Raw genomic sequence first — 14605 nt, forward strand, 5'->3', positions numbered from 1 at the left:
TTGCTTCCTCTCGCTGTCTTATAGACACAATGAGGAATAAAATGCGAAAATTATCTACTTTTTTGAGCTTTGCTGCAATCGCACTTGCTGCGATCCAATGCCAGCCCTCATCAGAGGATATTGAGCCTAATCTTCCTGATTTATCTCCCCTACAAACCATCGAATTGAATACTGTGCAAGGAGGAAATGATTTCTCCTTCGATCTTTTCAATAAAGTGGTACAATCCGAACCGACTAATACAAATGTATTTGTTTCGCCCTTTAGCGTGTCTATGGCTTTGGCTATGACGAGCAATGGCGCAAATTCAGAATTGAGAGCTACTATGGCAGCCATTTTAGGCTATAATGATTTGAGTCAAGCGGAAGTAAATAGTGCATTTAAGAGTTTGGAAAACAGAGTGAAGGAAATGGACAATCGAGTTCAATTCAACAATGCAAACTCAGTGTGGTATCGTAATGGGAAAGTGGTGAAAAATAGCTTTATAGAACCTGTTTACGAATATTTTAATGCCGAAATCCAAGGTGAAGATTTCCAAAATCCGCAAACAGTAAATAAGATTAACAACTGGGTGAGCAATAAAACGCAAGGCAAAATTCCTTTGATCATTGAGCAAATTAACCCTAATCATGTGATGTTCCTGATCAATGCACTGTACTTTAAAGCAGACTGGAAAGTGCCGTTTGATACGAAAGAGACGCAAAATAGAGGATTTCAGCTGGCTTCAAATGAAATGGTACAAGTGCCAACCATGATGACTAAAAATGCCAAGTATCGCTACTTATCTCATCGTGACGTGGAGCTGGTGGATATACCTTATGGCAATGGCCAATTTTCAATGACTGTGCTAATGCCAAATTCTGATCTTCCCTTGAATAGTTTTATTGAAAACTTGAGCGTGAATGCCTTGAATAATTGGCTCAATGCATCCGCCGAAGTTGGCTATGATTTGTATTTACCAAAATTCAAAGTAGAGTATGAAGTAACCCTAAATGGGATGCTTAGCGAAATGGGAATGGGTGAAGCTTTTAGTGGCAGTAATGGTGGATTTTCAGAGATTTTTGAAGATGATAGACTTCATATAATTGATGAAGTAAAACATAAAACTTTTGTAGAAGTAAACGAGCAAGGAACAGAAGCTGCTGCTGTAACTTCTGTAGGTATAGAAGTTACTTCTCTGCCACCTTCAGTTAGGGTAAACAAGCCCTTTGTATATGTAATCAGAGAAAAACATACGGATGCCATTCTTTTTATTGGTAAGATGGAAAATCCGCTTTTATAATATTACAACCAACCAATAATCACAGGATCGAAAACGGAGGACTAGACCACCTCCGTTTTTTTATTTTAGGCGGGAGGAGATTAAATAATCCTCAAACTATTCTCTCGTACAAATACTTCTTGGTCTTTCCAGCGGATTCTTACCCATACATCTTTCTTTCCAAGCACAGAAACCTTGTGACCCTTGCCAATGCCTTCGATCATGTCACTGCCGGCACTTGGGCCTTTCATAGCCATGGTGTAGTCTGTCTGTACTATTGCTTGCTTGGCAATACCCAGTTTATTGAAAACGATTGCTGATAATAATAGAAATATAACTATACCGGCGAAGAGTGGAGCTGGCTTTTCATTGAATTTTCTTTGGCGATAAAGAAAGAGTGAAAAAAGAAGAATAGCTAAGGCAAGTAATACCGCAGCGATTTCGATATGATAGCGACCGTAGAAATCGATAAACAAATTTGTGTCGCTGGTTTCATATCCGCGGAGGTTAAATTCTTGAGCTAATTCAGAAATTTTAAGAAGGGCGGCTTGGTCTTGACTGACTTTTTGATAGTGTTCGAGGTAAAAAAGTGCGTCTGCAGGCTCATCCATACCCTCACTTATGAATGCCATCTTCAAAAGCATGGCAGGACTTTGAAGTTTTTCTTCCGTAAATAGTCGCTCATAAATGGCTAAAGATTCCGTGTATTTTTTTGCAACAAAAAGAGAATCAGCCTGTTTAATTAAGGTGCTGTTATCTTGTGCAGTGGCAGTGAAACTGACCGCCACAATAAAGATGAAAAAGAATGTGAATAATTTGAATTTGTAGCTTTGCATTTTGAATGGTAAGGTTTACCTTTGCAACCGCAATTAAGGGAAACGCCTTTAATAAAGCAAAGCAAAAATGATTCCGTAGCTCAGCTGGTAGAGCAATACACTTTTAATGTATGGGTCCTGGGTTCGAGCCCCAGCGGGATCACAATAATAACAATAGCCTTCAAAGTCATTGATTTTGAAGGCTTTTTTGATTCAATTAAAAATTGAAAGTAAGTAAATTATTTTAAATAATTGATTATCAATGTCTTTTCGGGTCGAATCCTAAAAGATTACAACATAGATAGTTTAATGTGAATAGTACTTACCATACTTATTTCCATTTTATCCTTTCCCCATGCTTTTTCCCCATGCTTTTTCCCCATCGCTCCATAGCTTCCAGTACTTCGGTAATGCTATGGCAATATTCAGTAAGGGTATATTCAATTCTTGCAGGGTAATCATCATACACTTTACGGGAAACGAGTTCATTTTCCGCTAAGGGCCTTAATTCCTTGGACAACACCCGGTTTGTTATTTTCGGAATGGATGATAAAATTTCATTGAATCTATTGTTCTTATGGTAAATCGAAATGATAATAGGTAATTTCCACTTACCCCTCCAATTACATACTGTGTGGCCTGTACGAATTTAATTCTGTCTTCAAAATTCCATTTTTACTTTGTACTAATTTAAGTATCCTTTTGTATACAAGTATCAAATGTATATCTTTTTTCAGGTAACTTTGACCTGTACAATTAAAAATAGATTAAAAATGAAAAAAAACTGGTTTGTTACAGGGAGTTCTCGAGGCCTTGGCAGAAGCATTACAGTAGCCGTATTGGCTAAAGGTGATAATATAGCAGCTACGGCTAGAAATCCTAAGCAGTTAGCAGAATTTGTAACTCAATACCCCGATCAAATTATTGCATTACCGGTAGATGTAACAGATAGAGCACAAATTGATAAAGCCGTAAAAGATACTATTGAAAAATTTGGTCGAATTGATGTTTTGGTAAATAATGCAGGGGTGGGCATTACCGGGGCAATTGAGGAGTTTAGTGATGAACAAATGGATAGTCAGTTACACATTAACCTTAATGGTCCGATAGATGTTACCAGAGCTGTATTGCCTTATATGCGCAAACAACGTTCAGGAAGTATTTTGAATGTTAGTTCTGTAGGAGGAAGAGTGGGGTCGGCCGGTTTTTCTATGTATCAGGCCGCAAAATTCGGATTACAAGGATTTACTGAAGTTTTAAGTAAAGAAGTTGCTGCATTTGGCATCAAAGTTACTTCTATAGAACCGGGAGGAATCCGTACCGATTGGGCAAGCAATTCAATGACTTATGCCGAACCAATTGATGATTACAAAAATATCCTACAATCTCTTAAGGATTATATTAAAACCATTATCCCGTTAGGTAACCCGGATAAAGCAGCACAGGTAATTATCGATTTGGTAGATCATCCTGAACCACCTGTTCACTTGGTTTTGGGTTCAGATGCTGTTGCCATCTTAGAAGTGGTTGATGCTAATAGAAAAGCAGAATTTGAAAAATGGAAACCTATAAGCATTTCTACTGATTTTGATGATGTAGAAAACCCTTGGCTTTCAGAAGAGAGAAGACAGAATATTTTGAAAGTGAAATAAATTATTTATCAATAAAAATCGGAAAATGAGTAATCAAAAAGAACAAGTTTGGTTTATTACGGGAGCGTCAAAAGGTTTTGGGTTAGCCTTTGTAAAACAATTATTAGCACTTGGTCATAAAGTAGCTGCTACATCACGCAATAAAGAAAGTATTGAAAAAGAAATAGGTAATAATTCGAATTTATTGGCACTTACTGTTGATATTACCAGTGATGCCGAAGTAAAGAAAGGAATCGAACAAACTGTTACTACCTTTGGTAAAATTGATGTTGCTGTCAACAATGCAGGTTACATGCTCTTAGGTGCTTTGGAAGAAGTATCAGATAAAGAGTTTCGTCAATCTGTAAACGTCAATGTATTTGCTTTTCAAAATGTCATTCGTAATGTCATGCCATATTTCCGCAAGCAAGGAAGTGGACACTTTTTCAATTTTGCTTCGTCGGCAGGCTATTCAGCAGATCCATGTGCGGGAAGTTATAATGCTGTAAAACATGCTGTTATTGGTTTTTCTGAAGCATTAGCATTAGAAGTAAAACCTTTTAATATTAAAGTAACTATTGTTGCTCCTGGTCTTTTTAGAACAAATTTCTTAGGAGAATTTCCGGTGGCTCAAAACAAAATAGAAGGTTATCCAACACAATCATTGGTCGATGCCATGAGCCAATATGATGGACAACAACCTGGAGATCCTAGTAAACTGGTTAAGGTTTTAATTGATACTGCTGGCAAAGAAGATGCACCGTTGCATTTAGTAATGGGAAGAGATTCATACCAAAGAGCACTAAATTATTATCAATCTCAAATCGAAAAACTAGAAGAAATGAAAGAGTTGAGTGCTTCTACAGATTTTGAATAAAATTCTGTATTTGAATACAATTCCAAGAGATTCGGATACAATTGAATTTCATAAAGAAACCACCTTTGTTAATCATTATAAAATAAAGGTTATGAATAAGCAACAGGTATTAACTGTAGATGAAAAGCAGTTAACAGAAGGTAAAAACAGGGTTTACTTTATGAGTCAGGGGTATAAGCTGGCAGGAGATTTATACCTGCCAAAAGGATTTGATAGTACCCAAAAGTATCCTACTATTATATATACAAGGGTAGGTACACAAGTTAAGGAGCAAACCGGAGCTACCTATGGCAAAAAACTTTCGGCAAAAGGTTATGCCTTTTTTGTTTTCGATCCTAAGAATTTTGGAGATAGTGAGGGAGAAATCAGAAATTATGAATCTATGCATAATATGATTCCTAACACTACAGATGCCATAAGTTTTTTAAGAACATTGAAATTTGTTGATAGAGATCAATTTTACGGTCTCGGTGCCTGTGCCGGAGCCCCGTATATCTGCAATGTAGCCATTGGAGATGCCCGAATAAAAGCGGTAGCGACACTGGTAGGTAATTTTGATGCAGCCGCTAGTTTATTTGGTGCTTATCCTAAGGAGCTTTTAGATAAAATGCTACAAACCGCAGCAGAGGCTAAGCAAAAATATTACGAAACCAGTGAATATGAAACGGCACCTATTTTTGGAGGTATGCCTTTACCGCCACCAGAGAGTGCCTCTAAAGCAATGAAAGATGCTTACGGCTATTATTACTTAAGAGCCGGACAAGACAAATGCCCGAACTATTCTACGGATTATCCTACCGTTGGACTACCTGTAGATCCTGCCAGAGTATTTATGAATCAGGCTAAATTTTTTACTACTCCATTTTTAGTGATTGCAGGTAGCGAAGCCTTTACACATGATATGGACAGAGAAGTGTATGAAATGGCAGTCGGAGAAAAAGAATGGGCAGTTATTGAAGGAGCTTCACACATGGATCTGTATGACATCGATGAATATCTAGACCCTGCACTGGATAAGGTAGATGCGTTTTTTAAAAAATATTAATATTCAATATATATAAATCAGGATGGTTTCAATGAAATCACCCTGATTTTCTTTTATAATAATCAGATAAACTCATCATAATGAATATTCAAAAAATATGGTTCATCACAGGAGCTTCCAAAGGAATGGGGCTGTTGCTAACAAAGTTATTATTGCAAGAAGGATATAAAGTAGCCGCAACATCCAGAAATGTTGAGGCTTTACGGTTGAATGTGGGTACAGAAAGTGGTGATTTTCTTCCGATTGAATTGGATATTACCAACAGAGATGATGTTAAAGTGGCAATTGAACAAACAGTTAAACATTTCGGCAGATTGGATGTAGCGGTTAATAATGCCGGATTTTCATATATAGGAAGTTTGGAAGAACTATCAGATCAGGAATTCCGAAAGGCATTAGATGTAAATTTATTCGCAGCAGTAAATGTCATTAGGGCTTCTATGGCGCACTTCAGGAAACAACGTGCCGGCCGAATAATTAATATATCTTCTACTGCCGGATATATTGCAGGTCCTAATATCGGGAGTTATGTAGCCTCTAAATTTGCCATGGTAGGACTTACAGAGGCATTAGCTTTAGAAGCAAAACATCTCAATATCAAACCGACTGTAGTATTACCGGGTTCTTTCAGAACGAATTTCTTAAATGAGGATTCTTTACATTATGCAAACAACCCTATCCTGGATTATGAAAGTGGAAACACCTATAAAAGTTATGCAGACAGGGCAGGGCAACAACCCGGGGATCCAGAAAAATTAGTAAAGGAACTGCTAAACTTGGCAAATATGGAAAATCCTCCTGTGCACTTAATCTTAGGTGCTGATAGTTTTAAAATGATTATGGATAAGAGAGACAAAGACCTAGAAGAATTCGAAGCTTTTAAGGAGATATCATTATCCACCAATTTAGCGTAATTTAGGTACATCTATCTCATTACAGGTTTACACTATGAAAACAGAGAAACCCCATCATGTGAAATCCATATCCGAATATCATGCACTATTAGGAATCGGCAAACCCCTGCATCCATTGTTCAGCCTGATTAAGCATGAGGATATTAAAAATTACACTGACGAAAAACTTAAAAATAAAACGCATGGGTTTTACACTATAAGCAGAAAAATGGATTATAGTGGTACCATGAGATACGGGCAACACTATTATGATTTTCAGGAAGGTGCTATGGTATTTCATGGGCCTCATCAAATTATTGTATCCGAATTAGCAGCTAATGCTGAGCTAAAAGGATGGACTATTTTAATACATCCCGATTTTATAAGAACCTATACATTGGCTACCAAAATCACCGAATTTGGTTTCTTTTCGTATGCTGCGCACGAAGCCCTTCATTTTTCCGATCAGGAAGCTCAAATTATAGAAGAAGTGATGGATACCATTCGGAAGGAATATAATTCAAGGATAGATGTATATAGCCAGGATATATTGATCTCACAAATAGAGTTGTTATTGAATTACTGTAATCGTTTCTATAACCGACAATTTATCACAAGAAAAGCTATAAATAGCGAATTGCTCATCAAGTTTGAAAAACTCATCAATGCGTATTTTGAAGGAGATGAACTTTCTGTGGAAGGGATACCATCTGTACAATACTTTTCTTCAGCATTGAACATGTCTGCAAATTACCTGACCGATATGCTAAGAGCCCTTACAGGGCAAAGTACACAACAACACATTCAGGATAAACTCATTGAAAAAGCAAAACAATTGCTTTCCACTACCAATATGACGGTAAGTGAAATCGCTTACGAATTGGGATTTGAATATCCCCAATCCTTTAGTAAACTATTTAAGAATAAGGTACATGTAACTCCTTTAGAATTTAGGCAATCCTTTAATTGATAGGCATTATTTGCTTAGGCTACTATTAATTTTTAATACGAAACCTGAAAATTAATGGATTATTATTGAAGATACCCGTATTTTAATAAGTTGAATTTAAAATTTTTGCGTATTGGCTAATAAATTAGATGAATTATATAACCCTGAAAAATTTAAAGAATTTGGGGATGAATTGATAGCTTTAATTACAGCACATTTGAAAGCTTCTCATCATGAAGAAATAGAGGTAAATAAATGGTCTGCCCCTGAAGAACAACTAGCATACTGGCAGACGTATGAGTTAAAAAATGATAATCCCAATGCTCTTTTTAAAGCAATTATAGAAAGATCGATTCATGTTCACCATCCAAAATATATAGGGCATCAAATTTCACCAACCGCACCTCTAGCCGCACTGGCAGGCTTGTTAAGTGCTATTCTTAATAATGGAATGGCAGTCTATGAAATGGGAGCTGCTGCAACTGCCATAGAAAAAGTAGTCATTGATACGATTGCAGAAAAAATAGGCTATAATGAAAATGCTGATGGGTTTATTACCTCAGGAGGTTCATTGGCTAATCTAACGGCACTTTTAGCAGCAAAACAATCGTTGGAGCCTTCCATCCCGGTTGAAAAATTAGGGGTAATGGTATCTTCCGAAGCGCATTATAGTACAGAAAAAGCACTTCGTATTATGGGGATAAGGGATGAACAAATCATTAAAATTCCCATTAACGAGCAATTTCATATGCAGACGGAATTATTGGATTCCTATTATGAAAATGCAGTATCAAGAGGATTACACATTTTTGCGGTTATCGGTAGTGCTCCTTCAACATCTACCGGAATGCACGATGATTTACAGCAGATAGCTGCATTTTGTAGCAAGAAAAACATATGGTTTCATGTAGATGGCGCACATGGGGGTGCAGCAGTTTTTTCGAGTAAATATAAACCGCTGTTAAAAGGAATTGAATATGCTGATTCCATTACGATTGATGGTCATAAAATGCTGCTAATGCCTTCTATAATGAGTTTTTTGATGTTTAAGAATAGGCAACATTCGTATGCCGCATTTCAGCAAAAGGCAGTTTATTTGTGGGAAAAGGCAAATGAAGAAGATTGGTATGATTTGGCCAAAAGAACCTTTGAATGTACAAAGAGCATGATGAGCATACAATTTTATGTACTTCTAAAATACTATGGTGTTGAAATATTTGATCAGTTTGTCACTAGGTTATATGATTTGGGACGTATCTTTTCTGAAAAGATTAATTCAAGAAAAAAATTCCAACTCTTTCTTACACCTCAATCGAACATTGTTTGTTTCAGATATTTTTTAGATGAGGAAGATGATGTAAGGCTGAATCAATTGAATAATGAAATAAGAGCAGAATTATTGCATACCGGAAACTTCTATATTGTACAGACTACCTTAATAAATACAGTTTACTTAAGAGTTACCTTCATGAACCCTAAAACCAATGAGCAGACCATGGATGAATTGTTGGATGCCATAGAAACCATTGGAGCTTCAAAAAATAGGTGCTAATAAAAAATAAAGCACATTTACAATACTGATGTGTGCCAATTCGATTTTAATGGGGCAATACGGGTCCCAAAGGGGTCGTCAATTTGCTGATTTTCTGTAAAGTTTTATTTGTCAGCAAATTAAAGGGATCCCATTAGTTATTACGCAGCTAATATATCTGCCAAAAGCTTTAAATCTTCTATTAATTGGTTCGAGTTTTGTGCCATATCGTTCACATAAGCCTTCGAGAAATCGAGGGCTTTTTTTATGCCTTATTTTTCAGGCGTTTGAGTGGCTGTAAGTATAATACAGCCACATCTTCAACATTCGGATCAATTGCAGAGAATTGCGAATATTATTCTTCCTCTCCCTCTTCTATATTTTCGGCTTAAAGCTTTAGTAATTATATCTAAGAAATATGCCCAACGCTCAAAAGAAATATCGTAACAATGCTTAGAGTCCATTTTTAGGAAATGTTTTGATTGAAAGCCCGCATTAAATATGTAAGTTAATTGCCAGTAAAGGAGTAGTATCTTCCAATTAAATTGACTGTGAAAAAGCAGAATCGATATCTTTGGTGGAGTAGGTGATAAAACTGAAATAATGAATATGATGCGATTTTTACATACAGCTGATTGGCATATAGGTCAGCTATTTCATGAATACGACCGCAGCTATGAACATCAGCAATTTCTGAATTGGCTTTTGGATACGCTGGCTGCAGAGCAGATAGATGTTTTATTGATCAGTGGTGATGTATTTGACTTATCCAACCCCTCAGCCGCATCCATAAAAATGTTTTACTCTTTTCTGAATCAAGCAGTAAAGAAAAATCCGAATTTACAGATTGTCGTAACGGCCGGAAATCATGATTCTGCATCACGTTTGGAATCCCCCAAACCACTTTTAGAATCGTCTAACATTCATATTGTAGGGCTTGTCGAAAAGGATGAGTATGGGCTTGTGGATTATAGTAAAATTATCCTACCTCTAAAGGATAAAGAAAATAATACGAAAGTGTGGTGCATTGCAGCTCCATTTTTACGAATGGGAGATTATCCTTCAATGCCGGATTGTGCCAATCCTTATGCAGAAGGTGTTACCGCTTTTTATAAAGCGGCTTACGAGAAGGCGGATTCACAGAAAGAACCTGGACAGGCCATTATAGCTATGGGACATCTGCATGCTCAACAGGCTGAGGTGGGCGATGTAGATAAAACAGAAAGATTAATCATGGGTGGTGTAGAATGTATTTCGGCAGCGGCATTCGATAGCAACATCCGATATGTGGCATTAGGACATATTCATAAAGCCCAACGTATCGGTGGAAAAGAGCATATTCGCTACTGCGGTAGTCCATTACCAATGTCTTTTTCTGAAACCAATTACAAGCATCAGGTCATTGTATTTGATATTATTGAGGATAATATAATAGATCAGAAAACAATCGAAATTCCAGTTTCCGTACCTCTTAAGAGAATTCCAACAGTCCATAGTTCACTAATGGAAGTCCTTACTTCCTTGCGACAATTAAAGACATTTGAGGGGGACACCAATACGGCGCCCTATCTGGAAGTGCGCGTATTATTGGAAGGCCCGGAGCCAGGATTGCGACACAAGGTAGAGACCGCACTTTCCGGTAAAAATTACAAACTAGCAAAAATAGATGTACGCTATAATGCCTCAGTAGCGAAACCGGATGAAAATGCCATGACAAATCCCGAACAGCTTAATGAGCTAAAGCCACTGGAAGTGCTGCATAAAGTGTATCAAAGTAAATATAAGAATCCCATTCCCGAAGACTTGCAGAAGCTTTTTCAACAGGTTGCACAGGAAGTAAACGAATCGGAAGTATAAGTAATGAAGATACAAGCTATACGCATTCAAAATTTAGCCTCTCTGGATGGTCATACTGAGATTAATTTTAATCAGGAACCCCTTTATTCTGCAGGGATCTTCGCTATTACCGGGCCTACAGGAGCAGGGAAATCAACCGTGTTGGATGCTTTATGCCTAGCGCTTTATGCCAGAACGCCACGGTATAGGCTGGCAGAGAATGGGGTAGATATTGCGGATGTACAAGGAAGTACCATCAAACAAGACGATGTCCGGGGAATTCTAAGAGACGGCACGTCCAGTGGCTATGCCGAAGTAGATTTTGTTGGGGTTGACGGGCAGTTTTATCGAGCCAACTGGAGTGTACGAAGAGCAAGAAACAAAGCAGATGGCAATCTGCAAGCGTATGAGATGTCTTTGAAAAACATCACCACCCATCAAGATATACCCGGCAGAAAAACGGAGTTATTGTTAGAAATAGAGCGATTGGTGGGCTTGAATTTTGAACAATTTACCCGGTCTGTTTTATTGGCACAAGGAGATTTTACAGCCTTCCTGAAAGCAGGAAAAGATGAAAAATCATCCTTATTGGAAAAATTAACAGGGACCCATATTTATTCTGAAATCTCTAAAAAGGTGTTTGAGCACCATCGGGAGGAGCAACAACAACTCAGTGGACTGAATATACAGCGGGAGGGAATAATCACCCTTACAACTGAAGAATTAAGTGCCTTAGAAGAGCAGAAGCTTGCACTAAATGATGTCATCGAAACCGGCGAAAAGCAAATTACCGAACTAAATAGAGAGCTAAGCTGGCATGAACAATGGTTGAAAATACAAGAAAGCCTTGCGTCTGCTACTGAGAATCATCATCAGGCGATTGCAGCTAAAGAAGAAGCAAAAGACCGAGAACAAAAATTTCAACAAATAAATCGTATCCAATCTGCTAGGCCGATTATCAGTGCATTACAAGATACTCAGGAGCAAATTACGGATAAGTCTAAACAGACGGAGGAACTTTCTTCAAGCCTGACTTCTCTAAAAGAACAGAAGAAAATAGCTGATGCCGCTTTTGAGCAAGCAACCGAGGTATTAAATGCCAAGGTGCTGGAAGAAGAACAATCTCAGCCTTTGCTGAATTCGGCGAAAGCACTGGATGTGCAACTAACCGAAAAGGCAGAGCAGATAAAACAAGCGATAGAAGATTTTGCCACAGTTTGTAATAAGGAAGCGAGATTAAAAGAACAATTTTCCCAAGCTGATAAAGAGCTGGGCGATATAGAGAAGGAAATAGTCAAACTTGAGCAGTGGAAAGCCGACAACGAAGCTCACCAGCAGATTGCCGAGCAGGAAAGCCTGATTTTATCTAAGTTGCAAGATGCTGGCGAAATTTTAGAAAGACTGCAAAATTATTCCTCCCGCATCCACAATGCCGAAATAGATATCACAAAACTCCAACAAGAGAAACAATCTTTAGAGGAGCAACAAGGCACTATTCAAACTTCTTTGAAACAAAAGCAAAGCGAGTATCAATCATTGAACACCAGTTTAGCAGACATTTCCATACAGGATATTGAAAAGGAGAAGTCTTCTTTAGATACTTCTGTAGAAGATCTGATTGAGGCAACAGCTCATTGGAAATTAGTATATCAAGCTAAAAATGAAGAAAATACGCTACAGCAATCATTAGCGAAAAACAAAAATGAACTGGAGCAAAGCACGACTCAATTAGCTGAAGTCGAAAAGCTTCTGGAAATTACAAAATCAGAAAGAGCTGTTTCAATGAAAATACTTGAAAAAGCGAAATTAGTTGCAGCAGAAAGTGTGGAACGGCTTCGAAATCAACTAGTGCCGGCGGAGCCTTGCCCTGTATGTGGTAGCACTTCCCATCCTTATGCTTCGCATCATCCAGAACTTGATCTTGTCCTTTCCGAACTGGAAGCCGAACATGAACTAATTGAAAACACTTATAGCCAACAGCAGAATTCCCACACGAGTCTGAACCAACGCTGCATTGAATTAGGAAGGATCATTGGGGAATTGGAAGATAAAATCTCGCACAGCAATAAATCCTTAATAGACCTTGAAACAGAATGGTCGAAATTTCAGATTGCTAAAAATTGCAATGAGCATCCTTTTGAGGAAAGAGCCACTTGGCTACAGAACCAATTGCAGCAACAAAAAATAAGGCAGCAGCAATTGCTAGTACAAATACAGTCTTATGTCAAGCAAAAAGAACAACTGGACATTTATAAGACGCAAATTGCGGATCTGGATAAACAGTTCAATCATATAGATAACCAAATTAAGGATACAGAAAGGAAGCTGAATACACTGCTGGATCAGCAAAAGAATGACTCTGCAGAACAGGGAAATACCCGCAAAGAACTGGATAAGATCGCACAAGCCTTGGCTGTTTATTTTTCTTCAGAGCAGTGGTTTGAAAATTGGCAGGCGGATCCGAAAGCATTTGAATTACGTGTCCGGGAATTTGCCCATAAATGGAAAACCAATTTATCTTGGCTTGAAGAGCATATTCATAAAAAAGCTATATTGGTTGAAAATAGAAAGGGAATACAGGATCAGCTAAAGAGCATTCAGGAAGAAGTACAGGCCAATGAGCAAAAGCTATTCAAGCTGCAAGCATCTAAGAAAGAATTGTTTGATAAGAGAATGGCTTTGTTTAATGGGACTCCTGTTAAGGAAGTAGAAGCAAGGTTGAAGGCTGTGGTTAATTTGGCCAAAGAGGAAGTAGAGGAGCAAAGAAAGATAGCAGAAAAAGTACAGGGTGATATTACCCGAAGTCAAGCGCAATTTGAGCAGTTGGACAGGGATGCCATTCTTTTGCTAAAAAGGGAATCTGAACAAAAAGCCCAACTCAACGAATGGTTTATTGCCCATAAGCAAAAGTATGAAACGTCACTTAGCGTAGAGGAGCTATTGCCACTTTTGGCATTTACTCAGGATTGGATAGAAACAGAAGGAGCCAACTTGCGTGCTTTGGATGATGCTGTGATGCAGGCCAAATCTATTTTGGATGAACGAAGCAAAACATTGATAGCACATACTAAACAAAGGCCTTCGGAAAGGACTATGGAAGAGTTGATCGCATTACAAGCTGAAACGCAGGAATTGCTAAAGCAGCATTCTCAACAGGCTAATGAGATTGACTTTAAAGTAAAAGAAGATGCGACAAATAAGCGGCGAATTGGTTCACTTTTGCAGGCTATAGAAAAGCGGGAGGAAATAGTGGAAAATTGGGCAAAGCTCAATGACATTATCGGTTCGGCTGATGGTAAAAAATTCCGCCAGATTGCCCAAGAATATACATTGGATGTGCTGTTAAGCTATGCCAATGTTCATTTAGAAATGCTAAGTAAACGATATGTATTGCAGCGGATTCCCAATTCCCTGGGATTACAAGTCATTGATCAGGATATGGGTGATGAAGTGCGTACGGTGTATTCGCTCTCGGGCGGTGAATCATTTTTGGTCTCACTGGCACTAGCTTTAGGCTTGGCATCCCTTTCTTCCAGTCGTATGAAGGTGGAATCCTTATTTATAGACGAAGGCTTTGGTTCCTTGGATCCGGCCACGCTCAATATAGCTATGGATGCGCTGGAGCGATTACATAATCAAGGACGTAAAGTTGGTGTGATCTCTCATGTACAGGAAATGACCGAAAGAATTCCGGTGCAGATTAAAGTGAGTAAGTAGCAGAGTGGAAGGAGTAAGGTGGAAATATTTTAAATAGTACAATTATTTGCAA

The 14605-nt window shown here is 38.1% G+C and carries 11 protein-coding genes and 1 tRNA gene; 10 read left to right on the forward strand and 2 right to left on the reverse strand.

Annotated features, from left to right (window positions below; genetic code table 11):
• The first annotated feature begins 41 nt into the window (after window positions 1–41).
• Window positions 42–1280: a serpin family protein gene (locus tag ACOXY8_RS15390; protein WP_458332503.1), complete on the forward strand. Its 1239-nt coding sequence runs from the start codon at window positions 42–44 to the stop codon at window positions 1278–1280.
• Between the two features lie 80 nt (window positions 1281–1360).
• Here ACOXY8_RS15390 and ACOXY8_RS15395 read toward each other — a convergent pair whose 3' ends face one another.
• Window positions 1361–2095 (reverse strand): hypothetical protein, encoded by a 735-nt coding sequence (locus tag ACOXY8_RS15395; protein WP_458332504.1) that lies wholly within the window; start codon window positions 2093–2095, stop codon window positions 1361–1363.
• 69 nt (window positions 2096–2164) lie between these two features.
• Here ACOXY8_RS15395 and ACOXY8_RS15400 point away from each other — a divergent pair.
• A tRNA-Lys gene (locus ACOXY8_RS15400) sits at window positions 2165–2237 on the forward strand.
• 168 nt (window positions 2238–2405) lie between these two features.
• Here ACOXY8_RS15400 and ACOXY8_RS15405 read toward each other — a convergent pair.
• Window positions 2406–2723 carry a winged helix-turn-helix transcriptional regulator gene (locus ACOXY8_RS15405; RefSeq protein ID WP_458332570.1) on the reverse strand — a complete coding sequence of 106 codons (318 nt, stop codon included), beginning with the start codon at window positions 2721–2723 and terminating at the stop codon, window positions 2406–2408.
• Between the two features lie 124 nt (window positions 2724–2847).
• On the opposite strand from ACOXY8_RS15405, the gene ACOXY8_RS15410 reads away from it, so the two are divergent.
• The 8 genes from ACOXY8_RS15410 to ACOXY8_RS15445 all read left to right on the forward strand — a co-directional run bounded on the left by ACOXY8_RS15410 (window position 2848) and on the right by ACOXY8_RS15445 (window position 14553).
• Window positions 2848–3726, forward strand: coding sequence for an oxidoreductase (locus tag ACOXY8_RS15410; RefSeq protein WP_458332505.1), 879 nt, complete (start codon window positions 2848–2850; stop codon window positions 3724–3726).
• 25 nt (window positions 3727–3751) lie between these two features.
• Window positions 3752–4582: an SDR family oxidoreductase gene (locus ACOXY8_RS15415; protein WP_458332506.1), complete on the forward strand. Its 831-nt coding sequence runs from the start codon at window positions 3752–3754 to the stop codon at window positions 4580–4582.
• A 91-nt stretch (window positions 4583–4673) separates the two neighbouring features.
• Window positions 4674–5627 (forward strand): alpha/beta hydrolase, encoded by a 954-nt coding sequence (locus ACOXY8_RS15420; protein ID WP_458332507.1) that lies wholly within the window; start codon window positions 4674–4676, stop codon window positions 5625–5627.
• An 80-nt stretch (window positions 5628–5707) separates the two neighbouring features.
• Window positions 5708–6541 carry an SDR family NAD(P)-dependent oxidoreductase gene (locus ACOXY8_RS15425; protein WP_458332508.1) on the forward strand — a complete coding sequence of 278 codons (834 nt, stop codon included), beginning with the start codon at window positions 5708–5710 and terminating at the stop codon, window positions 6539–6541.
• A 34-nt stretch (window positions 6542–6575) separates the two neighbouring features.
• Window positions 6576–7490 (forward strand): helix-turn-helix domain-containing protein, encoded by a 915-nt coding sequence (locus ACOXY8_RS15430; protein WP_458332509.1) that lies wholly within the window; start codon window positions 6576–6578, stop codon window positions 7488–7490.
• Between the two features lie 112 nt (window positions 7491–7602).
• Entirely contained in the window at window positions 7603–9021 is a 1419-nt protein-coding gene (locus ACOXY8_RS15435) for a pyridoxal phosphate-dependent decarboxylase family protein (protein WP_458332510.1), read from the forward strand.
• Window positions 9022–9609: 588 nt separating this feature from the next.
• Window positions 9610–10857, forward strand: a complete 1248-nt coding sequence (locus tag ACOXY8_RS15440; protein WP_458332511.1) for an exonuclease SbcCD subunit D — start codon at window positions 9610–9612, stop codon at window positions 10855–10857.
• Window positions 10858–10860: 3 nt separating this feature from the next.
• Complete coding sequence (locus ACOXY8_RS15445) at window positions 10861–14553, forward strand: SbcC/MukB-like Walker B domain-containing protein (protein WP_458332512.1); 3693 nt, start codon at window positions 10861–10863, stop codon at window positions 14551–14553.
• Window positions 14554–14605 lie beyond the last annotated feature (52 nt).

It is taken from the genome of Peijinzhouia sedimentorum (assembly GCF_049340005.1).
Classification (GTDB): Bacteria; Bacteroidota; Bacteroidia; order Cytophagales; family Cyclobacteriaceae; genus CAXBDP01.